Here is a 24,735-nt window from a genome sequence, read left to right as displayed (position 1 = left end):
CCTGAAAGGGTATTGGCAAAGCAAATTTTTGTATACAAATTGTTCGTGAAAGTACAAGTAATTGAGATCTCGGTAATGAAGTTAAACAAAGTAGTGATCATTCTAGGCAAGCGCTTGGTGCACGATAAGCTAAGTGCTGAGGGCCGTTCGCGTGTGGAAGCGCTGTCTAATGTTTTAAACGAGCTCTGTTTTGATACTACGGCATTGGTGTTTTGTGGTGGGATAACCCAAGGGCAGACTGTATCTGAAGCGGACGCAATGTATGGCTACTTTCGTGATTTGATTGAGGCAAAAGGAATCGATTTTCCAGAGCAGCAAGTCGTAATCGAGACCCGTTCACTCAATACTGTGCAGAACATGCAAAATGCCGCCACTGAATTATTGCGAAGTGGTCTTTGCCACACAGGACAGGCCCTAGAGGTTATTCTGCTCTCCAATGATTATCACCTAGAGCGAATCATTGAGATTCAAACGTTAATGGATGAGCAAGGTTTGTTGCGAATATTGAAATCGTGTTGCGCGGAAATGGGAGTATACCTCAATATTCCCCTCAAACTGTCTAAACATATTAGCGTGCCTTACCCCAATAAAGGTGTGTTAGCCGAGGCGTTTCTGCTGTTTGATGAGCTTACGACGTATCGAGTGTATCTAGAAGGAGTAAAGTGTGGCGTATTTAAGCGTGATTTGGTTGAGGTACGAGCAAAGCCTTTAGCAATCGCCCGTCAAGCTGTAGAGAGGCTTCAAGCGCTAGATTTAGGGCAAGATGTCCAAAAGCAAATAGCAGACATGAAAAAGGCCATCGAAATGACGGCCTTTGATGATTCAGTTTGTGCAGCAGAGCAAGGGCTAGCCGTGTTCCATCCGATGCTTACGTCGCTGAACCTACACCTTGATCCTGAGACAAATACCTAGAGAAGCAAACTAAACTTATTGGCGTTTTAGTTCACGGCGTGTACGTACCGCACTAAGCGCGATTAGGCTGTAACAAAGTAACTCGATGCCTTCTTCAGAGATGTTTTTCACATCGCGTACGTAGTGTTCACCCATTACGTGCTGCCAGAAGCTGCCCATGCCGTATAGGCGAGAGAAAACCAACAACAAGATCACAGAGCCGATAAGCAACTTCATGTATGGCAATTGTAGAATAGTTGCCATCTCATTCACGGTACCTTTACCACCTTGGTACGCTTTAGCGCAAGCTAAGGCTGTCACTGCAAGGGCAGGGAAAACCCATGAACCATGACGAATCATATCAAACCAGTAATCCAATTCACGGATCATCAATACAGCAAAGAAACCTGAGATAAGGATCGCTGCATGAGATACATGGCTTTCTTGTTTAGAAATGCGAAAGAAAGACCAAGAAGCGACGGCTAACATGATCAGTTGAAGCGTTTCAGTGACGGATGTTTCACCTAAGCTTGAGCCTAAGAGAACGTAATCTACACGAATACTTAAGTTCACTAGAATACTAATCGCAATGATGGTCAATGTACTCAACATCGCTTTGTAGATGATGCGCTTTGAGTCTTCTGTGATTTTTGAGTTTGTTGTAACAAGGTTGGATTGTGCCGCTTCGGCTTGTTTGACTGTATCTGTTTTCATCCTGACCACCCGCTCCAATAAAAATGTGGAAAAAACGTGAAATTTTGTGATGTGCGCGAAGAATTTTATTGACCACTTGGAAAGTTATGTCAGAGGAGTGTCAGAAATAAAACGCCGTTCGATATCGTATCGCTATGCGGTAATGCCGATAAATAAAGGGATAAGTGCCGTAATGTAAGGAGATTTGCGGTAAACAAAAAGGAGCTGAGAGCTCCTTTGTTGATGTTTTGCAATCTTAGATTGCGATAAGGTTGACGATACTTATGACTCGTCTTCTTGCTTGTGGTTTTTACGGAAGTATTCCCACTGCTCAACACGCTCATTTTCAGACAGCAGACAGTAAGTCACGCGTTCACCATTTTCGGTCACTGTCTCTAGCTCGCCGCCTTGCTGTACGCAGTATACCGCTGCTGGATTTGCTGCAGATGCATATTCGTTTGAGCGAGTCGCACCTTCATAAGTTGAACAACCTGCCAACACGATTGCTGCTGCCACTGCCGTTACAATAGTCGTCTTCTTCATTCTTGGTCTCCGCATGGGATTTACGAGTAGTGTGTTGATTATAGGAGAGTTTAAGTAAAATATTGTCTTATGTTTGTTAAAACCACGACGCTTATACAGGAATTGTCGCAATTTTAGAATTTGCTCACTGTTCGACCGAAACACGTGCATCATGGCTAAAATTGAAACTTGGGAATACGTATAAAATTCGGTAGTATGCGCGCAAAATATTCACAGCGGATCCTGCGATGAGACATTTAAAAACCACTACGCACCCAGACATCGAACATTTGGATGATAAAATCATATTCCAACGTAATGCAGCACGCGCTATTGTGCTCGACGGTGAAGATGTTCTGCTCCTCTATACAGAGCGTTACCATGACTACACATTGCCTGGAGGTGGTATCGATGAAGGCGAAGATGTGATTGCGGGTTTGGTTCGTGAACTAGAAGAAGAAACGGGTGCGAAGAACATTCACAGCATCAAGCCTTTTGGTATCTTCGAAGAATTTCGTCCATGGTACAAAGACGATGCGGATGTGATGCATATGACGTCATATTGCTACACGTGCAAGATCGACCGTGAGTTAGGTGAAACATCCTATGAAGATTATGAGGTGAAGAATGGCATGCGTCCTGTTTGGATGAATGTTCATGATGCGATTGCACATAATGAAAAGACAATGGCAGAAAGCCCGAAAAAAGGTATGAGCATTGAACGCGAAACCTTTTTGCTTCAGTTGATAGCAAAAGAGTTGTTGTAAATCAGTACCAACTAACGGTATAAACTCCAGCCAATAAAAAAGTCCGAGCTCCCCCCCGGAACCCGGACTCATTCCAGACGCGCAAGCGAAGCGTCATCTTGAGTTATCTTCTTTTAAAAACAATAGCCGTTTTATATTCATTGTGTAAATAATCATTAGGTCTAACCTGCTGGATTACACACCAATTACATAGCTATAGTGACAGATATCATAAAGCTAGCGGCTAGAATTAGCTTGTCTTGAGTCTAACCACTGTCAATTCTTACTTTCGAGATAAGATAACGTAACTTTTTTGAACATGTTTGCACCAAGATCACGAGTTGGAATATCTGTCTGCATGAAAACATAAAGTTACAAGATAGCTAGCACTAAAGGTTGATTAATGGAGGAAGTGGTTTTAAGTCAACCAGGGGCTGGTTCTGAGCTGAAAAGTTGGGCCCAAACAAAGCGTATGACTTCGCTTGTGGTGGTATTACTTCTTGTAAATTTACAATCTGATTTAATGCATAAAATCGTTCAACATACTGGATGGTTTCCTCAGGTAATACTAACGAGGAATACTGATTAGTTTTAGCTCGCCTTATTGCCCTGTCGACGCGCCCTTCACCTGCGTTATAGGCAGCCAAAGTAAGGGCTAGGTCTTCACCAAACTTCTGGTACAAAAAGGCTAAGTAACTGATCGCTGCATCTGTACTTTCAATTGTGTTAAATCTTTCATCTTGAGTTGCGTCTATTTTTAGGCCAAACCGTTTAGCAGTGGACGGTATTAGCTGCCATAAACCTGCAGCACCTGCGTGAGATATTGCTTTAGAGTTATAAGATGACTCGAGCATAGGAATGAGGATCAAAGATCTTGGCAGTGACTGTTTCGTCAATCGAGTAGCAATGTGCCCCACAATACCTTGAGAATGTGTAAGACGTTTGTTGATTTGTTCTTGATAGGGTTGAAGTAGCATGACCTGCTTCTGGATAGCTTGAGTATGAGGTTGTCCAAAGACAAATGTAGAGACAACTAGACTTGCTATGACTAAACAGGTGCTCGGCCAGCAACGTCGGAATGGTAGCCATGAAGACGAGCGAACCCAACTGACGCTAGAAGGTTTGTTCTTCATAGGTATGCTGAACAGGATGTTTGAGTTGATTCATGAGTTCATGAAAGGCTGCGGAGCTTTGTCCATTACGTTGGTTGAACGTTTGGCACTGCTCAATTAAGCCTTCAAGAGTGCTCCATTGAGCTCTAATTTTGACGTTCAGCTTTGCTGGGAGAGCATTAAATATTCGTTGCACACCTTGTTCATTGGTTGGAAGACGCAGTTTTCTCATGCACAGACTTCTTTCTGTCGCATGAGTACCTAGCTGATTGAGGATAGGCATCTGCTTCGCGATATTGCGATTCAACGCATCACTGTCGAAGGTTAGATAGATTGATGCTTGCTCTTGAAGGAGCCTTAGCAACTCTTGATAAAGTTTTATATCAATCGCAATACTTTTTACAAATGTTTGAATTAGCTGAGACGTTAGTGATGCCATACCGGTTTCCTCATCAGTCGGTTTATTCGTGACCAGTATGGAACTGCATTAATGCTTTGGATAAAGCTTTTGTATCTAGGCTTAGCTCACCTTTTGTTAAGGCATTTCGAATCTGTTCCACCTTCTCCATATCTACGTTAGGAAGCGAAGCCATCTCTTTTTGAGCTCTATCGATCGCAGATGTATCAGCTTGGAAATGATGTTCTTGAACTTGTGCTCTTGCAGGTGTTTCAAGAGGCTTTTTCGTTGCCTGCTGTAAGCTTGTTTGTGGTACATGTCCGCCAGCAACTTTATCGATTTTCATTTTGTAATCCTCAATCATCGTCTTCTATTGAACTTAGGCGACCATAAATTGACGATAGTTAAATCAAATTCATGATTTTTTATGCTCAAAACCTTCGCATCTTGAAACGTATTTTATTTCTTTACGAGCGGCCTTACTTAAAAGTGATAACTGGAGTCCAAAATCAAAATTGTGTGTTCGCTTGATTCAGTCCGGTAACAATAGCGTGAACGACTTTACCAGACGTTTTATTTTGTACTTCTATTTGTTCTCCTCGGTAACCAGTTTCTAGTGCGATGCCTTTTGTCGTGGCTGTAAATCCATCTTTAGTCGCGATCAAGACAATTTCATTACCTTTTTCAATCAATGCTGGTGCTTCAACGTTATTCTGGTTTAGCAACTGTCCGCTGCGAATACGCCTTGTTGCTTCATTGCCAGTGGCCTTAGCCATACTGGTAAAGATGTCATCCTGCCTTGAGAGTATCCGACGTTCAATTTTTAAATCATTAGTTGAAATTAAGGAACCTCGGTTAATGGTGTTGCCTGCCACAACAACATCTAACGACACATTAGACTTAATGGTTACATTTACACGCCAACTATTTGTTAAGTCATCGCAACTGACGGAACGCTTTAGGTTACCAACGGGTTGTGATTGATGATCTCGTGCTGAAACCACAAGAGGTTGGTTGCATTTAGGCAGATGATTTACTGATTTGGGTACCCATAAATCGTAACTTAGTTGGTAGTTACTCCATCCAGCGTTATTGCCATATCTCGCTACTTCTTGTTCAAACTGAGCGGAAACATCCTGTCTGATGATGTCTTCATTGGTTGCACCAATGGCGGAACTAGGAGCGAGATAAAGCCCCAACATCATTGGAAGCAATATTCGCGGAAGCGCCATCATCTTTCGCTTCCAGGTCCTATTGTTTTCTTCCGTAAGGCGGAAGTTTGAGTTCCCTTTGTTTGTGTAGGTCATTGATTTTTAGGTGTTATTTTGTTGGCACGTATTTTGTTTCTTATTAGTCAGAATTACAACGACTTAAAGGAAACTTGCATGGCGATCACATTTGATAGTGCTCTAGGCGTTCACCCAGACGCACTTAACTTCCGTGTTCAGCGTACCAAAGTACTCGCCAGTAACCTAGCAAATGTTGATACCCCTGGATACCTGGCAAAAGATTTGAGCTTTACAACAGTCATGAGCCAAATGACTACCGGCAGCGTAAACAGTCCTATTCCGAAATTACAGGTACAAACACAGTACACGGTGCCATACCAAAATAGTAAAGATGGGAATACGGTGGAGCTTGGTGTAGAGCAAGCGAAGTTCACTCAAAACAATATGGATTTTCAAACCAGCTTGACGTTTCTGAATATGAAATTTAATGGACTGGCGAAAGCAATTGAAGGACGTTAAATATGTCATTTACCGATATTTACTCAATTACTGGCTCGGCAATGAACGCACAGACCGTGCGATTAAACACTGTAGCGAGTAACTTAGCGAACGCTGATGCGGTATCCGCAAATCCCAACGATGCCTATAAAGCCCTTAAACCCGTTTTTGCTACGGTTTATAACAAAACTCAAATGGCGACAGAAAACGGTGCTTACCCTAATGCTGAAGTGCGTGTCGTTGACGTAGTACAAAGTGCCGGACAGGCAGAGAAGCGCTTTGAACCTCATAATCCTTTAGCGAATAACGAGGGTTACGTCTACTACCCAGATATCGATGTTGTGGCAGAAATGGCCGATATGATGTCGGCAACGCGTAGTTTTGAAACCAACGTTGAAGTTCTTGCCAATGTGAAAAGTATGCAACAAGGTTTGCTTAAACTCGGGCAGGGCAGCTAATGAGTCTTGCACAATATACCGCTCTATCAGCGGATACCCCTGTAGCCGTGGCTTCAAATGACACACCAGCAGTGTCCAATAACCCTAGAGACACAAGTAACCCCACGTCATTAGAGAATGAGTTTATCACTCTGATGGTCGCGCAAATTCAAAATCAAGATCCTCTGAACCCGTTGGACGGCACTGAATACGTTGGCCAGCTTGCGCAGTTCTCGCAAGTTCAGAGTATGGAAAACATGTCCGGCTTGATGCAAAACAGCATGGTATTGCTCGATAACATGCAGGTGCTATCTACCGCTGGCTTGGTTGGTCAAACCGTTTATGTCTCTTCAAATGAATTCGAACTCACAGATGGCGTGCAAAGTGGGCGCATTGAACTTGGGCATGCATCGAACCAAGTCACGCTTGTCGTTAAAGATGAGTATGGTCAAAAAACAAAGGTGCCACTTGGCGCCCATGCTGCTGGGGATGTGGATTTTTCTATAGACCCAGAAAAACTCGGTTTAAAGCCTGGCAAATATTCGGTTTCAGTTGAAGTAGAAGAAGGCCAAGCAAGCCCGAATGTTTTGTTGGCAGGAAAAGTAGAACAAGTGCGTATCCCAAGTACTGGTGGCGCAGCTCTCGTTAAAGTTGACGGTGTCGGTAGCGTCCCGTTTTATCAAATCTCTCAGTTTGGTGCTTAACCCAATAAGGAAAATATAGGTCAGTTATGAGCTTTAATATTGCACTAAGTGGCTTAAATGCTACTAACTCGGAATTGAATACGATCAGTAACAACATTGCGAATGCGTCGACATTCGGCTTTAAAGGTGCTCGAACCGAGTTCTCATCGGTTTACAGTGGAATGCAGGCTAGTGGTGTTGAAGTGGCATCAATTTCGCAAAACTTTGATAAAAACGGCACAGTAACCAGTACTGGTCGTGCGATGGATCTTGCGATAAACGGTAATGGCTTCTTTGTGACTAAAGATCACTCAGGGCAAACACTGTACACACGTGCAGGCATTTTCGCTCCTGATAAGAACAATTATGTTGTCGCTAACAATGGAGCAAAGCTGCAAGGCTACAGCGTTGATAGCAATAACCAACTTATGTCCGGTACTGTTGGCGACATTAAAATTTCCAATGCTTCTTTGGGTGCGAAAGCGACAGATAAAATGGACTTTGTAGCCAACTTTGACGCGACTTCTCCGGCTATTACCGCAGCCTTTGACTCAAAAGATCCAAAGACTTTTAGTTCTTCTTACACTACCAAAGTACATGACTCGTTGGGTAACTCGCACACGGTAACTCAGTACTTTACCAAGACAGCTGACAATACTTGGCAAGTGAACATTGAAGTTGATGGTGGATCCACGGCTTTGACAGCGCCGACTACGGCACAAACGGTTACTTTTGACAGCGATGGTAAGTTAGCAACGCCAACCACTCCTTTCAATATTGCATTTAAAGCTTCTGGTGCACAGGATATGAGCGTCAATGTTGATCTAACGGGTACAACCCAATTTGGTGCGGCATTCGGCGTCAGCACAAACAGCCCGAATGGATATGCATCAGGAGAACTGACTGGCGTTCGTGTTGAAGATAATGGTGAAGTTTACGCAACGTACACGAATGGCCAGTCTCTTCTGCAAGGTCAAGTTGTGTTGGCTGATTTTGCAAACCCTCAAGACCTTAACAAGGTTAGTGGTACTGCTTGGACGCAAAGCTTTGGTTCTGGTTCCCCTGCGGTTGGTGTTCCGGGTACAGGTGTTCTTGGTAGCTTAACTCCTGGCGCATTAGAGGGCTCAAATGTCGATTTGACTAACGAATTAGTAAGTTTAATGACGGCCCAACGCAACTATCAAGCAAATGCGAAAACCATTTCGACCAGTGACAAACTGACTCAAGCCCTATTTAACGCTGTTTAACGAGGTCTGATATGGATAGCTTGCTATTTACTGCGACGTCGGGAGCTAGCCGAGTACTAAAAGCTCAGCATGTACGTTCCAACAACTTATCAAATGCTGATACTGCAGGCTTTCGGGCGGATATGGAGAGAGTGCAGAGTGTTCAAGTGCAAGGTGCAGGTTTTGATGGCCGAACAATGGTCGTCACTAACTCAGCTTCAACTCGTTTTGATGCCGGTGATTTAATTAAAACAGGTCGTCCACTTGATATCGCAATTCGAGGAGATGGTTTCTTCGCGGTTGAAACTCCTGCTGGTGAAGAAGCGTATACCCGAGCGGGCAATATCAAGGTCGACACTTTTGGTGCTATGAGCATCAATGGCTTTCCTTTACTCGGTGAAAATGGCCCTCTCGTCCTACCTGACTATCAGAAAGTAGAAATCAGTGAAAGAGGACGAATATCCGTCACTCCACCAGGCGGTGGCGCTGAACTGGAAGTCGGTACTCTGAAAATGGTGAATCCACCTCAAGGGCAGCTGCAAAAAGAGAGTGACAGCCTTTTGCACAATGTTGACGGTGGCCCATTCCCGGTTGATGAGACGGTACAGATAGCCCCAGAGCACCTAGAGGGCAGCAACGTATCTGCGATTGATGAATTACTTAGTGTTATGTCATTGACGCGCAACTTTGAAATGCAAGTTCGCATGATGAAAACCGCTGAGACTCTAGCTCAAGCTGGCAACAAATTAATGGCGGCGAGATAGTTTCGCCTCCCAAGGAGATAAGCAATGCACTCTGCATTATGGGTAAGTAAAACAGGCATGGCAGCCCAAGATACCAAAATGACTGCCATTTCGAACAACCTTGCGAATGTCAACACGGTCGGCTTTAAGCGTGACCGAGTCGTGTTTGAAGACTTGTTCTACAGCATCCAACGCCAGCCCGGTGCACAGGTTGACCAAGTAAACGAACTACCAAGTGGTGTTCAACTGGGTTCGGGTGTTCGTGTGGTCGGTACACAAAAGGTATTCACTCAGGGCAACACACAAAATACCAACCAGCAATTTGATCTGGCGGTTATGGGACAGGGTTTTTTCCAGATTGAGAACTCTGATGGCCAAATCATGTATACCAGAAATGGTCAGTTTCATATCAACTCTGAAGGTTTAATGGTGAATAGCCAAGGCTTGCCACTAGAGCCACAAATTCAGATTCCTGACAACGCTGCGGCTATTTCGGTCGGTGTTGATGGCACAGTAACCTCTGTAAGTGCTGATGACCCAACGCCTCAACAGCTTGGTCAAATCACACTGGCGAAGTTTATTAACCCTGCTGGTCTAGAAGCGGTAGGCGGAAACCTGTTCAAAGAAACGGAAGCAAGTGGCGCTGCTGATGAACTCGTTGCCGGTGAAGATGGTGTCGGTAGCATTAAGCAAGGCGCATTAGAAGGTTCTAACGTGCAAGTCGTTGAAGAGATGGTTGATATGATCACGACACAACGTGCTTACGAAATGAACGCCAAAGTTGTATCTGCTGCCGATGACATGCTGAAGTTTGTCGCGCAATCAATGTAAGTAATGTGGTGATGATGAAAGACAAAGCAATCAAAACGCTTTCCCAAGCTTGGGTCTTAATCGCGGTGTTGTTAGTTGGCTGTGCTGGAAGGCAGGAGTTTGTACCTCCCTCTCCAGACAGCGAAGAGTATGCGCCGCCAAAATTAGACTATACGTTACCAGAGGCCAAGTCCGGTAGTCTTTATCGTCACCAATATACGATGACGCTGTTCCAAGATCGTCGTGCTTATCGTGTCGGGGATATTCTTACGGTTCTTTTATCTGAAGAAACGGAGTCGAGCAAAAAGGCTGGAACTCAATTTGGTAAGAAGTCTGGTGTAAATTTTGCTGCCCCGACAATAGGCACTCAAACCATTGATGAGCTGGGTGTCAGCATTGATGGAAGCCGAAGTTTTGATGGCAGTGCTTCTAGTTCTCAAGGTAATAAACTGCAAGGGGCAATTACCGTTACAGTTCATGAAGTATTACCAAATGGTGTGCTTCGAATTAGCGGTGAAAAGTGGTTACGACTCAATCAAGGTGATGAGTTTATTCGTTTGAGCGGCATTATCCGGGTTGATGATATCAGCCGAAATAACCAAGTGTCATCCCAGAGAATCGGTGACGCACGAATCACATACTCAGGCCGTGGCGCATTGGCTGATAGCAATGCCGCGGGTTGGTTGACTCAGTTCTTTAATAGCCCTTGGGTACCATTCTAATGAAACAACACAGAGCCTTTTTATCTTCACTCCTAATGGTGTTGTCTTTAGGAGTTGTCACTACGACTCAAGCGGATACAGAAATTAATTTGATGGATTTGGTGGATGTGCAAGGCATACGTCAAAACCAATTGGTGGGTTATGGCCTAGTGGTTGGCCTCAATGGGCAAGGTGACCGTAACCAAGTTAAATTTACCTCCCAATCAATCACGAATATGTTGCGCCAATTTGGAGTACAAATTGATGACAGTATGAATCCCAAACTAAAAAATGTCGCATCAGTGAGTGTGACGGCATCGGTAGACCCGATGGCAGGTCCGGGTCAAACCTTAGATGTGGTTATCTCGTCAATAGGCGATGCTAAGAGCTTACGAGGTGGCACCCTACTATTAACGCCACTGCGCGGTATTGACGGTGAGGTTTACGCGGTCGCGCAAGGGAATGTTGTGGTAGGCGGGTTGTCAGCTGAGGGAAAAAGTGGCTCCAAAATCAACATTAATATTCCAACAGCGGGTCGTATTCCTAACGGTGCAACGCTGGAGCGAGAGATCGCTACTGATTTCAATGAACGTGAAGAGATTACCCTCAATCTACGCAAACCAAGTTTTACTACAGCGAAAAACATAGCTCGCGAAATCAATAATACTTTTGGTCCTAATGTCGCGAAAGCTATTAGTAAGGCGCGAGTGGAAATGCGTGCGCCTATGGATACTCAGCAACGTGTAGTCATGATGTCCATGTTGGAAGAAATGAGTGTTGTAGAGGGAAGAAAGCCAGCTCGAATCGTCTTCAATTCACGTACTGGTACTGTTGTGATTGGTAAGAACGTCAAGGTGGGTGAAGCTGCTGTCAGTCATGGCAACCTCACAGTACGTATTTCAGAATCACAGCAAGTGAGCCAACCAAACGCATTTGCTGATGGCGAGACTAAAGTGGTTGATCAAACTCAAATCGACATTGATGAGGAGCAAGCTCAAATGGTGATTTGGCCTCCGGGCACTGAATTGAACACGATTGTCAACGCGGTCAATAGCTTGGGTGCAACGCCGACCGATTTGATGTCCATTTTACAGGCATTAAATGAAGCAGGCGCGCTCAATGCCGAGCTAGTCGTCATCTAAGGAGAATCAAATGAAGTTAGATAATGACCAAACTCAACTAACGAATGTACTGTATCACGACAATAGTGCGCTAAATAGAATCAAAAATAGTCATGATGATGAAGCGACACTTGAAGCGGTAGCTGGCCAGTTTGAAGCTATGTTTTTGCAAATGGTATTGCGTCAAATGCGCAGCAGTAGCGATGTCCTAGCTGATAAGGACAGTCCTTTTGCGAGCCAGCAGCAAGGCGTTTTCCGAGACATGTACGATGGCCAGCTCGCGATTGAACTCGCGAAAAAACAAAACTCAGGCATCGCAAATATGTTAGTGCAACAGTTAAGTCCTTCAATGCGAGAAGTTGAGCTCAGAGGGGCGTTAGCGGTCGGCTCTGCAAATGATATTAAGTTCCAAACGATGGGATTGAAAGAAGCGGAATCTACATCACAACTTTATCAAGATGGAGCACTAAAAATGGATGATGCTCTTAATTCTTCAGCTGAAGCGGTCGCCTCAGTAAGACAAGTACTAAGTGAGGCTGGGATGACAACGGCGTTTTCTCAGCCACTTAATCGAAAAGTGGAGCTGTAGATGAACCTGGTTAATATTGCACTATCAGGCTTAAATGCAAACCGAGTTGCGTTGGATGTGACAGCTCAAAACGTCGCCAACATCAATACCCCAGGATACAGTCGTCAGCAAGCGGTAAATGCATCGGTGGGCGCTGGATCCTATGATCGTCTGAGCCCAGGGGCTGGTGTTGAAGTGACGAGTATTCGACGCGTTGCAGATCAGTTCTTGGTGAAACAGACGTGGTCAACCAATAGTCTTGCAGGCTACGCTTCAAACTATACGGCTAGCATGACCTTGCTAGAGAATACCTTATCTGCAGATGGCTTTAGCCTTTCTGCTGGCCTAGATACATTATTTGCTTCGTTAAATGATGCGACAGTAAAACCCGAGTCTATTCCCTATCGACAACAAATCATTAATGAGTCGGAAGCGCTCTCACGTCGTTTTAATACTTTAAATGAATCACTGCATAATCAGCATAAAGACATGAGTGATCAGCGTAATGCTGCGACTTCACATGCTAACAGTCTACTGAGTAACATCGCACAAGTTAACAAGCAGATTACTGAAATGCAGGGAACCGGAGGGAATCCCGCTCATCTTATGGATGCGAGGGATGCTCTGATTGGTGAGCTATCACAAGTTATCGAAGTAAAAACGACAAATCAGCCTGATGGCACAATCCAAGTAACGTTAGTATCTGGGCAACCTTTAGTGATGGGCTCTGAAGCAGGGAAAATCAAAGCGAACCCAGATCCCGCAGATCCGTATATGGCCAACTTAAATGTTGAATTTGGAAAACAGGATTTTGCGATCTTAGGTGCTGTGGGCGGTAAGTTAGGCGCCATTACGGATTACCAAAATGACGTGTTGAAGCCAAATCAAGTGGCTTTAGATGATATGGCTAAATCCTTGGCCGACGAGTTTAATGCAGTACTGGCTACAGGAAAGGACTTAAATGGTAACGCGGGTAAGCCTTTGTTTAGCTATGATCCAGCCAACCCTTCTGCAAGTTTAACCATTACAGATATTCAGCCTGATGAATTAGCTTTCTCGAGTGATGGCACGCCTGGCAATTCTGATGTTCTGAGTAGCATTATTGATCTTGGCAATAAACCCATGGCGATTACGGGGTATGGGACATTGAGCTTAAATGATGCTTTCACGGCAATGGTTGGTGAGACTGCAATTAAAGCGCGCCAAGCAAGTGCAGATTTTGACGCCAAGTTAACGGTGAATAAGCAGGCCCATGCTGCTCGAGATAATGTGAGTGCAGTAAATAGTGATGAAGAAGCGGCGAATCTAATGACATTTGCCAATGCTCACAATGCCAATATGAAAGTGATTAGCACAGCAAATGAGCTTTTCGACTCCGTATTGCAGTTATTCTAGAAAGGAAGTAATGATGCGAATTAGTGACAGTCAGTTTAGTCAAATGATGTTACAAAGCTTGCAAGGTAATAATGCGGGCCTTGGTAAAGTGCTGCAACAAATGTCGACAAGTGACCGTTTGACAAAAATATCAGATGACCCGATGGCTTCAATCAAATTGCTCAATCTGGAGCGAGAAGGCAGCGCCATTAATCAATATCAGTCGAATATTGCCAACGTTAAGACCACTCTTTCTAGTCAAGAAACGCACTTAGATTCGGTGAATGAGAGCTTAAAAAGTATTCGTGATCTTGTGTTGTGGGGATCGAATGGCTCGTTAACGGATGCTGACCGTGATGGCATGATTACCGAGCTCAAGAGCTTGCGAGATTCCGTTGAGTCATCATTTAACGCTCAAGATGAAGAAGGTCATTATCTGTTCTCAGGGACGAAGACAGATACTCCTGCAGTAAATAGCGCTGGTGGTACTTATGTTATCGATGGTAACAGTGATAAGCGTGTCGTGACAGTCGCGAAAGGCGTTACTATGGAATCGAACATGACTGCCAAGGACATACTAGAACTGAGCGGCGGTAATAATGTACTCGACCAGATTGATGCATTAATTGTGGAATTTGAGACTCCGAGTCCTAATTTTAGAGCTACAGTAGACGCAACACTTCAAGTCATCGATGATACTTCTGCCAATGTTCTAGGTGCAATGACAGAGATTGGCGGCCGTCACAATAATTTGGATCTCCTTGATAGCGCTCATGGCGAGAACAAACTATTTGTCGACAAAGTAAGCAGTGACCTTTCCGCATTAGATTATGGTGAGGCTTCTGTTCGTTTGAGTAACTACCTTGCAGCTTTACAAGCAACCCAAGCGAGTTACGTGAAGATCAACGATCTTAATTTGTTTGACCGTCTATAAGGTTAGGAAGTTATTTTATGGTAATGAGCACAGTAGAGGTTAGGCCGCATAGTATTCGACTAGGTGGTCAAGAGCAGACCTCTATCATGCCAACTCGGTCGGCGGACTCTAGTAGCAAGATAACTCCGCGACCACAACCTTCTCAGGCTGGCACAACGTCAGCCTATTCTGTTTCTGGGGTACTACTGACCCAAGGGCAACAACAAGCGACGTCGGTGCAAATTGCGTCTAAGTCTTTGCAAGTCATTGGCAAGGAGCTTACTGCGATCAAGCGATATCTGTCGCAAGCCTTGAATGTAGGTGCTCAAAATGTATCGGGTTTACAGGACAACTTAAGTCGTTCAAAGCAGAACTTACATATCGCTCTGGAACAAGCTAGGTTTGACGGTAAAAAAGTAGTAGACAATGAACTTAATCTAAAACTTGATAGAGCTGATATTCGTCGTTTTTCAATTCCAGGGTTAAATGTTCATAGATTGAGTGAAAAGCCAGAACAGATTCGTTTAGATTTTCCGCAAGGTCAGTCGGTAATGATTCAATTCGATGGGCAAGCCGATGGGAACCGCACAGTAAAAATGCTCGATCGCAGTTTAATTGCTATGGGCATGCGTGCATCACTTGCCGAAGACGGAACGATCTTATTCGAGGCTCGAGAGGGCGCATATAGCCAAATGCAACAGCGTGTGTTTGTTACTGGTGAGGGGCATCGCTTCCCCGCGGGACAGGCTAACGCCTTGAATTTAAAAGCTGAGCCCGATGGTATAACAGAGCTCAGTTTTGATTTGGGTTCACGCGATGGCATCAAACAGTCTATTGCTAAGGTTAATAAGCATTTACAACACGTACATAGCAGTTTGGATCAAGCCAAGTCATTTCATGGCGAGTTACAAACTCAGATGCAGTCGATCCAAAGCCAGGCAAAAGTACTGCCAGTGGATAAAGTAAATAGTGCACTGGACAGCTTTTTAGCATCATCAGGTCAGTTTACATCAACGTTCCAAGCGTTGAATGCTCAAGCGAATGTTCGTCGTCACACAGTAGTGGCACTGCTGAAATAGCGCTTCAAGAATACAATAAGATTCCCTTCTCGATTCTATGTGTGGTTTCAAAAACCAGAAAAGAGTTGGGAATCTCTTTTAACCTCGAACTCTATTCTGCTTGCTCAGCAGGCTCCGCGACCGAACGATGGAGCTTTTGGAATAACCATCCTAATCCAATCAGTGATGCACCTAGGCCCAAGAAACTGATCGCACGCCAGAAGCCATCCAATGATCTGACATCCCACAAGAACACCTTAAGCGCGACGCACGCCAACACGGCTAAGCCAATGCGTTGAATCGTCATTGCTTTACGTGTTGCGCCAACCCAAGTCAGTAAGCCGCCGACAATCAAACCAGCAATCGAGTAAGTAAACAGCTCAGCCATGCCAGTCGGCTGAGCTAGTGTCATCGAGATAGGTTGCCAGAACTGGCGAATCGACATACCTAGCCAGGCCGCCACTAAGATAAGGCCAAAGCTTGCGATAATAGGGCGCGGTATCTGCAATGTATTCCAGCGTTTGTAAGCGGTTACTAGCAAAACTATCGCAGGTAGTAGCCAGCCAAGTGACAGCATGTTGAACACAGGCATGGACTCAGCGGAAACATTATTGATCATCAACGGTGACTCAATGCTATTGAGTAGCATCATCAACACAACAAATACGCCCCAAAGTAGGTAGCTGTAAGCTTGATAAACGCGTTCTAGTTGCTGCGCAAACTGGCTGCGATAGCTGTAAACCAAACCCATCACCAATGCTTGGTTAGCAAATACAATCGCCGAAGTGAAATCGATGTAGCCAAGGTAGCCGTATTGCCCCGTCAGCCAGAAGTTAGTTTGGGTGAATACCGCCATCAAGAATACGTGTAAGAACGCACCTTCAAACCAATTTGCGAGCTCTGTATCTGAGCGGTGCAATACCGTGCGAGCGTAAGCAAGAATCCCCAAAGAAGGCAGATAACTGATCAGCACCCAAGCCCAGTGTCCCGTATTGACAGGCTGCCACTCTGGTATAAACGGTAATAGGGTCAGACGAACGACCAAGATGCCCATTGCGACTTTGACTGCCCAACTAGCAGGGCGGAACAAATTAGCTTGAGTTTGCAGCGCCATCACCGCCACTTGAATCGAAATGGCAGTCGTGAGCCACGTGTCATTCAGCCAAACGAAAGCCGTCCCGGCAATGATGGCATGCATGATGGCAGAGCATTCCAGTGTCAGAGCTTTGAATTTTTGTCCGATCAAGGTGTAGTAAACCGCAATCACTGTGGTGAAGAGTGTCCAACCTAAAACATGACGACTCATAAACTCGTATGTGTAAAGCAGGGCAATCAAGGTCATTGCAGGGGCAAGCACAAGGAATAGGATGCTTGTCAGTTGAGAGCGATCACCGGCCAGTGTCTGGAATAAAGTTCGCAGTGCAATCAACGCAATACTAATGCCGAGCGCGATGAGTACCGGCGTTTGCCCCTCTGTCATATAGATAGACTCAAGCGCGATAGAAAGTAGCGTGATCGCGGTAGAAGGCACCAAAATCGATGGCAAATAGACTCTTAATGACCAAGTTTTACGAACGGCAGGCAGCCAAATCATGGCAGTAAAGAAGGCATAGAAGTAAATCATCTCAGCGGTGTCAACGCTAGACATGCGAGCCAATGCCGACAGCACTAATAATGTAATCGCGAGAGCAATACCTGTCGGTGGATGCGTCCATCTGCCTTGGCAATGACGGTAACGCGGTTTGAGTATCCAACCCATTCTTGGCACCGCAAACAGCAGGTACAAACTGAGTGATAGGAAGATCGCAAGCCATGCGAAAAGTTGCTCTATCGGCATGCTCTCAATCAGCAACAACATCCACAAAACATGTGGCACGGTAATCGATGGTGAAATCCAAGCGTGTCGGATCTTTTGCATCAGTAGCGTTGCGGCAACTGAAATTGCAGTGATATAGCCCGCGAGTAAGTAATAGTTGGGTTCTGCCCCACCAATCCAAAGCGGGGCAGAGTAACCTCCGATTAAACCGAGCACGGCCATCAAAGGCCCCTGGCGCAGAGAGAGGGCTAAGCTTGAAAATGCCGCGCCCGCCAAGATCAGCAGTGATGCACTTGGCGATAAGAGTTGATAGAAGACAAATGCAAAGATCACCGTGCAGTAAATCCCGGTTAACCCCGTTCCAGTAATGGCGGCAGGAACGTAAGTAAAGCCTTTTGCTCGTTCTGCTCGGTCTGGGGTTTTCTGTTCGCGGCGATGGAACCATTCACCAGCCACCACTGTAGCAAGAGAGATTGAGAATGCGATAGCCACACGCATGATTGGTGAAAACTCAATATGGCTGCCAATTACTTGCACGAGATAACCTCCACCAATCAACATGGCGAGCGCGCCAACCCAAACCAACCAGTTCTCTTGGATGTTGGTCAGCAGCTTATTGGCTTGTTTCTCGAACACGGATTCACTGCTTTGTGCCAGCTCACCAATGTGCACTTCATCGGCTGAAGGGAGGTTTGGTTCAACAATTGGTTGTGGCACTTCTTTCGCTGCTAGAGGTGCAACTTCTGACTCAGACTCCGATTCTGTCGCTGGTCCATTGAGTTGTTTGGAGTTGTCAGGTGGCGTTGGTGCTTGCTGTGACTGAGGAGCCTGTTGCTCAGGTTTAAAAATCGGTGATGCGTCTTTCTCAAACCAACGCGCACGCAGCTCTGCTAGTTCTTTATGAAGCTGAGACACTTCGTCTTCGAGCCTCGTTATTCGACCGACCGCTTTCAACGTGATGAGCATGGCGAAAACTGCCAAGATAACCGCTAATGAGATAAACAACTGCTGCACTCCCTATCGTTGTTTGAGAATCCTTAACTTTGAGCAACTTAGCTAAGCTTAGTTCACTGTGTGACAAGCTAACGGGATATATACCCAAGTGACTTCAAAATGCAGGATTCAGAGCGTTGTCATTGATTCCCTGTTTTTACCGAAAGCAAGCAAGGAAAACAACGTAGCGTAATAGCCTGCTCTTTCCAAGTTGTTTGACGCAGCAATCGGGTCAATGACACGCTCCCAAAGGGCGAGTTGACCGGGCTTGTATACTTTGTTGTCGATTCTTGATTTAGACCCACTAGACCTTTAAATCGCCGCCGCGTCTACAAACCCAGTCATTCTCGCTGAACCGAGCATCTCGAGGTTACTTGGGTATACAACACAGACCGATAATTTTGAGAGAGAGTCGCATATTTGAACGAAAACTGGCGGAGCATCCACACTAAACTAATCTTTTTTATAGAGTTAATCGGTTTTGGGTGAAAGCTCACCAGAACAATAACAAATTAGGTGATGATAAATGCAAGTGGGCAACGAAGCGCTGGTGCTGTCGGCGGTTGGGGTAATAGGTTTAGGTTGTCAGTGGTTAGCGTGGCGAATGCGCTTGCCTGCCATTCTGTTCTTACTGTTAGCTGGGATTATTGTTGGGCCTGTTCTGCAATGGCTCAACCCAGACGACATTCTCGGGGACCTACTTTTTCCCTTAGTATCTCTCGCGGTGGCGGTGATTCTGTTTGAGGGCAGTTTAACCCTTAACTTTAAAGAAATTCGTGGGGTGAGCGGTTCCGTCTGGAGCATCGTTTCTGTCGGTGCCATTATCTCTTGGGTGGCAACCAGTGTGGCGACACATTACTTCCTTAACTTTACTTGGGAGCTTGCGATTTTGTTTGCCAGCTTAACCGTGGTAACTGGTCCAACGGTGATCGTGCCTTTGCTCAGAACGGTTCGGCCAAACTCCAAACTTGCCAACATTCTGCGTTGGGAAGGTATCTTAATTGACCCATTGGGGGCGCTATTTGTGGTGATGGTGTACGAATTCATCGTTTCGCACAACGCCGTCCACAGCGTAGAAGTATTCGGTACCATTATTGCGGTTGGTTTGATTCTTGGTGCAGCTTCTGGAGCGGCTGTCGCAACCGTGCTGCGCAGAGCTTGGCTACCGGAATATCTTCAGCCGTTTTCAGTACTAATGGTCGTACTTGGTGTGTTCTCGATTTCTAACCAAATGGAGTCGGAAGCAGGGTTGCTGACGGTCACTGTAATGGGGATGTGGCTGGCGAACGCGAAGGGCATCAACATTCAGCAAATTCTGCACTTTAAAGAGCATTTAACCATATTGCTGATCACTGGTTTGTTTATATTCTTAGCGGCACGAATCAGTCTTGATGAATTTACAGCTCTGGGTAGTGGGGCGGTACTGCTGTTTGTTTTCATGCAATTGGTGTCTCGCCCACTGTCGATTTTCGCTTCGACTATCCGCAGTAATTTAAGCTTCAAAGATAAGCTGTTCCTCTCTTGGGTTGCGCCGCGCGGTATTGTTGCAGCATCCATCTCGTCTCTGTTTGCTATCAAGCTGACAGAATATGGCATTTCAGAAGCCATGCTGTTGGTGCCAATGACCTTTATGGTGATCATCGGCACCGTGGTACTACAAAGTGCGACGGCGCGCCCTATGGCTAAAGTGCTGGGCGTGGCTGAGCCCGCACCGAGAGGCTTTCTATTGATTGGCGCAAACCGAGTGGCGCAAGAGATAGGAAAAGCACTGGCGAGATACGATCGCAAAGTTCTGCTCACCGATTCGAACTGGGATTACATTAGCCAAGTTCGCATGCTGGGCTTAGACCATTACTACGGCAATCCGATCTCTAGCCACGCCGATGACAACCTGAACCTGATTGGTATCGGGCAAGTGGTGGCACTAACGCCAGACCAACACTTCAATATCATGGCTTGTATGCAATTTGTCAGTGAATTCGGCGAAGATAAAGTACATTGTCTACAGAAAACCAAATCTAACGGCAGTGAAAAACACTCGGTTGCGGAAGAGTATCACGGCAAATTGTTGATGGGCGGCAACGTCAGTTACACTCAAATGGCGAGTTTGTTGAGCCAAGGTGCGGAAATCAAACACACCAAGTTAAGTGAAAGTTTTACTTACCAAGATTACCTTGAGCACCATAAAGACAATCTGGTGATTCCACTTTTCCATGTTGAAGAGAAAGACAAAATTCAGTTCTTTGATGATCCAGAACAGTTCACTCCGCCTACCACCAGCACGGTGGTGGCGCTTATTCAATCGATTGAGACTCAATAGCTCAAATGTCGTATAGAACTGCCACTCTTGGCACATCGGAGTGGCAACATTGTCAATCGTTACCCAAGCTTAATAGAGCAGTGAGGCGCAGTGTTTGAAACGCTGCACCTCGATATGGTTCCTTAGTCATAAAGCGAGAGCCCACAAGGCTCGATTCGGTAAATAAATTGTTCAATTTCCGAATTTTCGCATTGACGTCAATGACGAGGATCGCAATACTGCGCGACTGTTTTACTTTAGGGTGACATTATGGCTCCGCAATCTAATCGAAAAGACTTACACCTTGACGCTGTTTTACATCATGACATGAAGATGAAAAGCAAAACGGCGGGCTTTGAGTCTGTCGAATTTGAGCATTGTGCGTTGCCTGAATGTGACTTTAACGCTATCGATCTTTCTAGCGAGTTTCTTGGTCATTCATTGGCGCTACCGTTTTTAATCAGTTCCATGACGGGCGGCGCAAAAGACGCAGAAATCATCAACTGTCGTTTGGCAGAAGCTGCCAGTGAAATGGGCATTGCGATGGGGGTTGGCTCACAGCGAGTAAGCCTAGAAGACAGCCTTCATTCAGGTTTGGGCAAAACAATTCGTGAACTTGCCAAAGGCGTGCCTTTGTATTCCAACTTGGGTGCAGCTCAACTGAGAGACAAACAACGTCTCGACAACGCCCAACGTGCGGTCGACTTTATCCAAGCGGACGCTTTATTCGTGCATCTCAACCCCATGCAAGAGGCCTTTCAGCAGAATGGTGACCATGATTGGATTGGCGTGCTTACATCGATTGAGCAGCTTAAACAGCGCATCGATGTACCGATGATCATCAAAGAGGTGGGATTTGGCATCAGCGGTGCGGTTGCCAAACAACTTGTTGAAGTGGGCGTGGATGCGATTGATGTTGCGGGCGCTGGTGGCACAAGTTGGTCTGCGGTTGAAGGTTACTGCCAGACAGACAACAAGATGCAGCGCGCGGCTGAGCTGTTCCGGGATTGGGGCATTCCAACAGCGAAATGTTTGGAGCAAATTCGCGCCCAATACCCTGACTTACCTTTAATTGCGTCTGGCGGCGTGCATAACGGCTTAGAAGGCGCGAAGGCGATACATCTTGGCGCAAATCTTGTTGGGCAAGCGGGTGCGGTGCTAAAAGCGGCCACCATTAGCACGGAATCTGTCGTTGACCACTTTGAACAAATGGAATTAGAGCTACGTTTAGCGTGCTTTGGTACTGGCTCTACAAACCTTCAAGCGTTAACGCAAGCTCACCGCCTTTGAACCAAATTACAGGTATTCCTGTATTTATCGATGCAGTTAGATTGAATTCAGTGGAAATCGACGATTTTACAGAGCGAGAGTCGATAAATTTTCTAAGTCTTAACACTTGTATCGATATTTTGGGTATAGTCCATTCATCAATTGAAAGTGGAACCTGAATTTATGAAAAAATTGGTAATGCTACTGTTAGCAGCGACAACGCTAACAGCATGTTCTGATGAAGTGGGCACAGAATCGTGGTGTAAAGACATGCGAGAGAAGCCAAAAACAGAATGGACGGCAGATAACGCGGTTGATTTTGCTAAGCACTGCGTCCTACAAGATGGCATTGGCAGCGAGCAGTGGTGTGAAGACCTTAAAGAGAAACCAAAAGGTGAATGGACTGCAAATGAAGCGACAGACTTCGCTAAGCATTGCGTGTTCTAAATTGATGGAATGAGATAAGAAGCCGAGCATTGTGCTCGGTTTTTTTGTATCAGTTTCTTGACTCCCAATTTGTCGTTCCATTTTTGCAAACCTGACTTACTTATCTTTTTTTCTTTTTTGAGGCCAACAACATTCGTCTCCCTGTTGGTAAATTTGCAGTCAGAATTTTGATAACTGTTTTATCTGTAAGTAAATCCGAGTGAAAGTGCGTCTTATCTCTAATTTTGAAGGCGAGGGCTTATGATAGGCTCACGGTAATTGAGTAGCATACTCATCGCTATGAAGCTCCTTTATATCACTTCATTTCAAAGTGCTGCTCCCTGCATCAATTATCTCGATACATTAGGACCCAACGATGGCTAAAGCATTAAAAATCGAATCAGGTCGTTACTTAAATATGGATCATGTTGTGACGTTTTCATTAGCGAATGAAGTTATTGAGATTACCTCGATTATTCAATCGTTTACGTCAATTAATATCGGTATGAAAGGTAAGGCAGATTGTGCCGACTACTTTGTCTCAGTTCAAGAGTTTCATCGAATTAAGCGAGAACTTTGCGACTATATGGGGATCGACGAACCAACGCTATTAGTTAACTAATCACTCAAAAATCATATATACAGTATGTAGAGTTGCAATTTTTAGTCTAACTTTAACCATCACTGGCTAGGTGAGTAATAACACGGCGGCGAAGATCGTCCGTTAACTAAATAGAATAAGGAACATTATGTCTGAAAAATACATCTCAATGATCCAGGAGTTTTTTCAGGTCTTTGAAGCTTTAAATCAACATGTCTTTGATTCCTTGGGTAAAGTGGCAACGTGGGAAATACGGTTAGTAAGGCTTGATATTGACCAAGGCAATAAGGAGCAGTCGTATGATGTGGCACAGGTTGCTAGCATGCTTAACTTTTCCGAAGACACTGTACAATCATTCCTAGTGGTCCATAGCTTCTTAAGCAACAACCTTTATGATCTCATTGGCAATCGCGAATATGAAGGTTGGGGGACTGATGGTAATAGCCTTCAAGTGGAATATTCCGATCTAACTATCGAATCGTTTGGTGCGGATCAAATTGCACCACTGATGGAGCGTCGTGTTTACTTTGAATGGACCTTTGAAGCGCTACAACGCACCTACGATGATATGATGGCAATCAGTCACGGTAGAATTGCCTGATACTTATAACGCTTTATTAAACGGTGAGGTTGTTCTCTAGAGCAGCGTTGTTTTACAGCGTTTCTGTTTCCTATCCTTACAACTCTTGAGTTAAAATCGTTAGGCTAATCACGTATGGTGATGATTAGCCACTCACTTGTTAGAAGAACAAATATGAAAAAGACAATCTCAATCATGGTTTTGGCAATGGCTCTGACTGGCTGTGATGACGCAAGCAAAGCCATTGACCAGGCACAAGAAGCTGCAAACAAAGCGATTGATACGGTTCAAGAGCAGATAGAATCGGTCGAAGAGGCATTCAACTTAGATCAGTTTGGCGATGCAGCTGAGTCTGCAGAGAAATTGGCGATATCAGTAGAAGAAGCTATGAGTGTAGATTTCAGCGACCCGGAAGCGCTCATCGAAGCTAAAGAACACATTGCAAATGCGTACGCTTGTTTGGTAGAAGCATCTTCAGAATCAACGGTAGATAAGGTGATGGATAAAGTGATGTCATCCATCGGTAGTGAAGAAACCAAATCTCTAATTGAAGAAGGCATAGAGAAAGCACAAGCGGCGAAAGAGTGCATCATGTAGGTTTACTACGCCTACATAGATATAAAAAGGGGATTATGAAATCCCCTTTTTTAATACCTGCAAAATAAGATCGTATTTGCTTGTTCATGCGTATGAAATACTTATGTTTTTGTATGAATGGTGCGTCATTATGAATCGAATCCACCCTAAAAAGTTACTTTGCAGTAAGTGGACTGCAACTGCCCCTATAAATAAAGAAAAGCACTTCATCATCTCTGAAATTGAGTTTGATGAAGAGGGCAATGTCGTGAGGTGTGTGATTGAAGCGGTCATGACCAAACGAGAGCGCGAACTGGATTGGCATGACTTGAAAGATCCAAGAAAGTGGCGCCAAGGATGGAAATAATTCTCGATTGATAACCAAAAGCGAGATGAAGTTAGAAAAGTCATCAAAATCAATAGGCTCATCGTAGAGACTTTGCTATTAATTGA

General features: G+C 45.0%; 28 protein-coding genes. 21 read left to right on the top strand and 7 right to left on the bottom strand.

Annotated features, from left to right (window positions below):
• The first annotated feature begins 75 nt into the window (after nucleotides 1-75).
• Nucleotides 76-912, top strand: a complete 837-nt coding sequence (locus ACTS60_RS15180; protein ID WP_440888924.1) for a YdcF family protein — start codon at nucleotides 76-78, stop codon at nucleotides 910-912.
• Between the two features lie 15 nt (nucleotides 913-927).
• Here ACTS60_RS15180 and ACTS60_RS15175 read toward each other — a convergent pair whose 3' ends face one another.
• On the bottom strand, nucleotides 928-1,605 hold the full coding sequence (locus tag ACTS60_RS15175; protein ID WP_440888923.1) for a hypothetical protein: 678 nt from the start codon (nucleotides 1,603-1,605) through the stop codon (nucleotides 928-930).
• 261 nt (nucleotides 1,606-1,866) lie between these two features.
• Nucleotides 1,867-2,127 carry a putative hemolysin gene (locus ACTS60_RS15170; protein ID WP_440888922.1) on the bottom strand — a complete coding sequence of 87 codons (261 nt, stop codon included), beginning with the start codon at nucleotides 2,125-2,127 and terminating at the stop codon, nucleotides 1,867-1,869.
• A 227-nt stretch (nucleotides 2,128-2,354) separates the two neighbouring features.
• Between ACTS60_RS15170 and ACTS60_RS15165 the strand changes: the two genes are divergently transcribed.
• Nucleotides 2,355-2,873: an NUDIX hydrolase gene (locus tag ACTS60_RS15165; RefSeq protein ID WP_440888921.1), complete on the top strand. Its 519-nt coding sequence runs from the start codon at nucleotides 2,355-2,357 to the stop codon at nucleotides 2,871-2,873.
• A 368-nt stretch (nucleotides 2,874-3,241) separates the two neighbouring features.
• Here the strand turns inward: ACTS60_RS15165 and ACTS60_RS15160 are convergent, their stop codons facing one another.
• The 4 genes from ACTS60_RS15160 to flgA all read right to left on the bottom strand — a co-directional run bounded on the left by ACTS60_RS15160 (nucleotide 3,242) and on the right by flgA (nucleotide 5,596).
• Entirely contained in the window at nucleotides 3,242-3,829 is a 588-nt protein-coding gene (locus ACTS60_RS15160) for a lytic transglycosylase domain-containing protein (RefSeq protein WP_440888920.1), read from the bottom strand.
• A gap of 136 nt (nucleotides 3,830-3,965) precedes the next feature.
• Nucleotides 3,966-4,403 (bottom strand): flagellar export chaperone FlgN, encoded by a 438-nt coding sequence (gene flgN, locus ACTS60_RS15155; protein WP_440888919.1) that lies wholly within the window; start codon nucleotides 4,401-4,403, stop codon nucleotides 3,966-3,968.
• A gap of 22 nt (nucleotides 4,404-4,425) precedes the next feature.
• Nucleotides 4,426-4,707 carry a flagellar biosynthesis anti-sigma factor FlgM gene (gene flgM / locus ACTS60_RS15150; RefSeq protein WP_440888918.1) on the bottom strand — a complete coding sequence of 94 codons (282 nt, stop codon included), beginning with the start codon at nucleotides 4,705-4,707 and terminating at the stop codon, nucleotides 4,426-4,428.
• Nucleotides 4,708-4,870: 163 nt separating this feature from the next.
• Nucleotides 4,871-5,596 (bottom strand): flagellar basal body P-ring formation chaperone FlgA, encoded by a 726-nt coding sequence (gene flgA / locus ACTS60_RS15145; protein ID WP_440888917.1) that lies wholly within the window; start codon nucleotides 5,594-5,596, stop codon nucleotides 4,871-4,873.
• Between the two features lie 150 nt (nucleotides 5,597-5,746).
• On the opposite strand from flgA, the gene flgB reads away from it, so the two are divergent.
• Genes flgB through ACTS60_RS15085 form a run of 12 tightly spaced genes read left to right on the top strand, consistent with a single transcriptional unit; the run spans nucleotide 5,747 to nucleotide 15,743 of the window.
• The gene (gene flgB, locus ACTS60_RS15140; RefSeq protein ID WP_440888916.1) at nucleotides 5,747-6,109 is read left to right on the top strand and encodes a flagellar basal body rod protein FlgB; all 363 of its coding nucleotides are present in this window, start codon (nucleotides 5,747-5,749) and stop codon (nucleotides 6,107-6,109) included.
• Between the two features lie 2 nt (nucleotides 6,110-6,111).
• Nucleotides 6,112-6,546: a flagellar basal body rod protein FlgC gene (gene flgC / locus ACTS60_RS15135; RefSeq protein ID WP_440888915.1), complete on the top strand. Its 435-nt coding sequence runs from the start codon at nucleotides 6,112-6,114 to the stop codon at nucleotides 6,544-6,546.
• Entirely contained in the window at nucleotides 6,546-7,229 is a 684-nt protein-coding gene (flgD, locus tag ACTS60_RS15130) for a flagellar hook assembly protein FlgD (RefSeq protein WP_440888914.1), read from the top strand. The genes flgC and flgD overlap by 1 nt, the downstream gene beginning before the upstream one ends.
• Before the next feature lie 26 nt (nucleotides 7,230-7,255).
• Nucleotides 7,256-8,455: a flagellar hook protein FlgE gene (flgE, locus tag ACTS60_RS15125; RefSeq protein ID WP_440888913.1), complete on the top strand. Its 1,200-nt coding sequence runs from the start codon at nucleotides 7,256-7,258 to the stop codon at nucleotides 8,453-8,455.
• 11 nt (nucleotides 8,456-8,466) lie between these two features.
• On the top strand, nucleotides 8,467-9,198 hold the full coding sequence (flgF, locus tag ACTS60_RS15120; protein WP_440888912.1) for a flagellar basal-body rod protein FlgF: 732 nt from the start codon (nucleotides 8,467-8,469) through the stop codon (nucleotides 9,196-9,198).
• 24 nt (nucleotides 9,199-9,222) lie between these two features.
• Nucleotides 9,223-10,008 (top strand): flagellar basal-body rod protein FlgG, encoded by a 786-nt coding sequence (gene flgG / locus ACTS60_RS15115; protein ID WP_010450831.1) that lies wholly within the window; start codon nucleotides 9,223-9,225, stop codon nucleotides 10,006-10,008.
• An 11-nt stretch (nucleotides 10,009-10,019) separates the two neighbouring features.
• A complete protein-coding gene (gene flgH / locus ACTS60_RS15110; protein ID WP_010450834.1) occupies nucleotides 10,020-10,709 on the top strand; it encodes a flagellar basal body L-ring protein FlgH in 690 nt (229 codons plus the stop codon).
• Nucleotides 10,709-11,830 (top strand): flagellar basal body P-ring protein FlgI, encoded by a 1,122-nt coding sequence (locus ACTS60_RS15105; protein ID WP_440888911.1) that lies wholly within the window; start codon nucleotides 10,709-10,711, stop codon nucleotides 11,828-11,830. Before flgH ends, ACTS60_RS15105 begins: the two co-directional genes overlap by 1 nt.
• Nucleotides 11,831-11,840: 10 nt before the next feature.
• Nucleotides 11,841-12,398, top strand: a complete 558-nt coding sequence (locus ACTS60_RS15100) for a rod-binding protein (protein WP_440888910.1) — start codon at nucleotides 11,841-11,843, stop codon at nucleotides 12,396-12,398.
• Nucleotides 12,399-13,772: a flagellar hook-associated protein FlgK gene (flgK, locus tag ACTS60_RS15095; protein WP_440888909.1), complete on the top strand. Its 1,374-nt coding sequence runs from the start codon at nucleotides 12,399-12,401 to the stop codon at nucleotides 13,770-13,772. It begins immediately after the preceding gene.
• A gap of 13 nt (nucleotides 13,773-13,785) precedes the next feature.
• Nucleotides 13,786-14,685, top strand: coding sequence for a flagellar hook-associated protein FlgL (flgL, locus tag ACTS60_RS15090; protein ID WP_440888908.1), 900 nt, complete (start codon nucleotides 13,786-13,788; stop codon nucleotides 14,683-14,685).
• Between the two features lie 17 nt (nucleotides 14,686-14,702).
• Nucleotides 14,703-15,743: a flagellin gene (locus ACTS60_RS15085; RefSeq protein ID WP_440888907.1), complete on the top strand. Its 1,041-nt coding sequence runs from the start codon at nucleotides 14,703-14,705 to the stop codon at nucleotides 15,741-15,743.
• 91 nt (nucleotides 15,744-15,834) lie between these two features.
• Here ACTS60_RS15085 and ACTS60_RS15080 read toward each other — a convergent pair whose 3' ends face one another.
• Nucleotides 15,835-18,552, bottom strand: a complete 2,718-nt coding sequence (locus ACTS60_RS15080) for a DUF2339 domain-containing protein (protein WP_440888906.1) — start codon at nucleotides 18,550-18,552, stop codon at nucleotides 15,835-15,837.
• A gap of 505 nt (nucleotides 18,553-19,057) precedes the next feature.
• Here ACTS60_RS15080 and ACTS60_RS15075 point away from each other — a divergent pair.
• The 7 genes from ACTS60_RS15075 to ACTS60_RS15045 all read left to right on the top strand — a co-directional run bounded on the left by ACTS60_RS15075 (nucleotide 19,058) and on the right by ACTS60_RS15045 (nucleotide 24,649).
• Nucleotides 19,058-20,851, top strand: a complete 1,794-nt coding sequence (locus ACTS60_RS15075) for a cation:proton antiporter (protein ID WP_440888905.1) — start codon at nucleotides 19,058-19,060, stop codon at nucleotides 20,849-20,851.
• 249 nt (nucleotides 20,852-21,100) lie between these two features.
• Nucleotides 21,101-22,120, top strand: a complete 1,020-nt coding sequence (fni, locus tag ACTS60_RS15070; protein WP_440888904.1) for a type 2 isopentenyl-diphosphate Delta-isomerase — start codon at nucleotides 21,101-21,103, stop codon at nucleotides 22,118-22,120.
• Nucleotides 22,121-22,282: 162 nt separating this feature from the next.
• The gene (locus tag ACTS60_RS15065; protein WP_440888903.1) at nucleotides 22,283-22,546 is read left to right on the top strand and encodes a DUF3012 domain-containing protein; all 264 of its coding nucleotides are present in this window, start codon (nucleotides 22,283-22,285) and stop codon (nucleotides 22,544-22,546) included.
• A gap of 355 nt (nucleotides 22,547-22,901) precedes the next feature.
• A complete protein-coding gene (locus ACTS60_RS15060) occupies nucleotides 22,902-23,147 on the top strand; it encodes a hypothetical protein (RefSeq protein ID WP_440888902.1) in 246 nt (81 codons plus the stop codon).
• Nucleotides 23,148-23,274: 127 nt separating this feature from the next.
• The gene (locus ACTS60_RS15055; protein WP_440888901.1) at nucleotides 23,275-23,727 is read left to right on the top strand and encodes a hypothetical protein; all 453 of its coding nucleotides are present in this window, start codon (nucleotides 23,275-23,277) and stop codon (nucleotides 23,725-23,727) included.
• 153 nt (nucleotides 23,728-23,880) lie between these two features.
• The gene (locus ACTS60_RS15050) at nucleotides 23,881-24,303 is read left to right on the top strand and encodes a hypothetical protein (RefSeq protein ID WP_440888900.1); all 423 of its coding nucleotides are present in this window, start codon (nucleotides 23,881-23,883) and stop codon (nucleotides 24,301-24,303) included.
• A 130-nt stretch (nucleotides 24,304-24,433) separates the two neighbouring features.
• Complete coding sequence (locus ACTS60_RS15045) at nucleotides 24,434-24,649, top strand: TIGR02450 family Trp-rich protein (RefSeq protein WP_440888899.1); 216 nt, start codon at nucleotides 24,434-24,436, stop codon at nucleotides 24,647-24,649.
• Nucleotides 24,650-24,735: the final 86 nt, after the last annotated feature.

It is taken from the genome of Vibrio sp. WZ-1 (genome assembly GCF_052037695.1).
GTDB lineage: Bacteria > Pseudomonadota > Gammaproteobacteria > Enterobacterales > Vibrionaceae > Vibrio.
The sequence above is the reverse complement of the archived record's forward strand: the minus strand, read 5'-3'. Positions and strand labels throughout refer to the sequence as shown.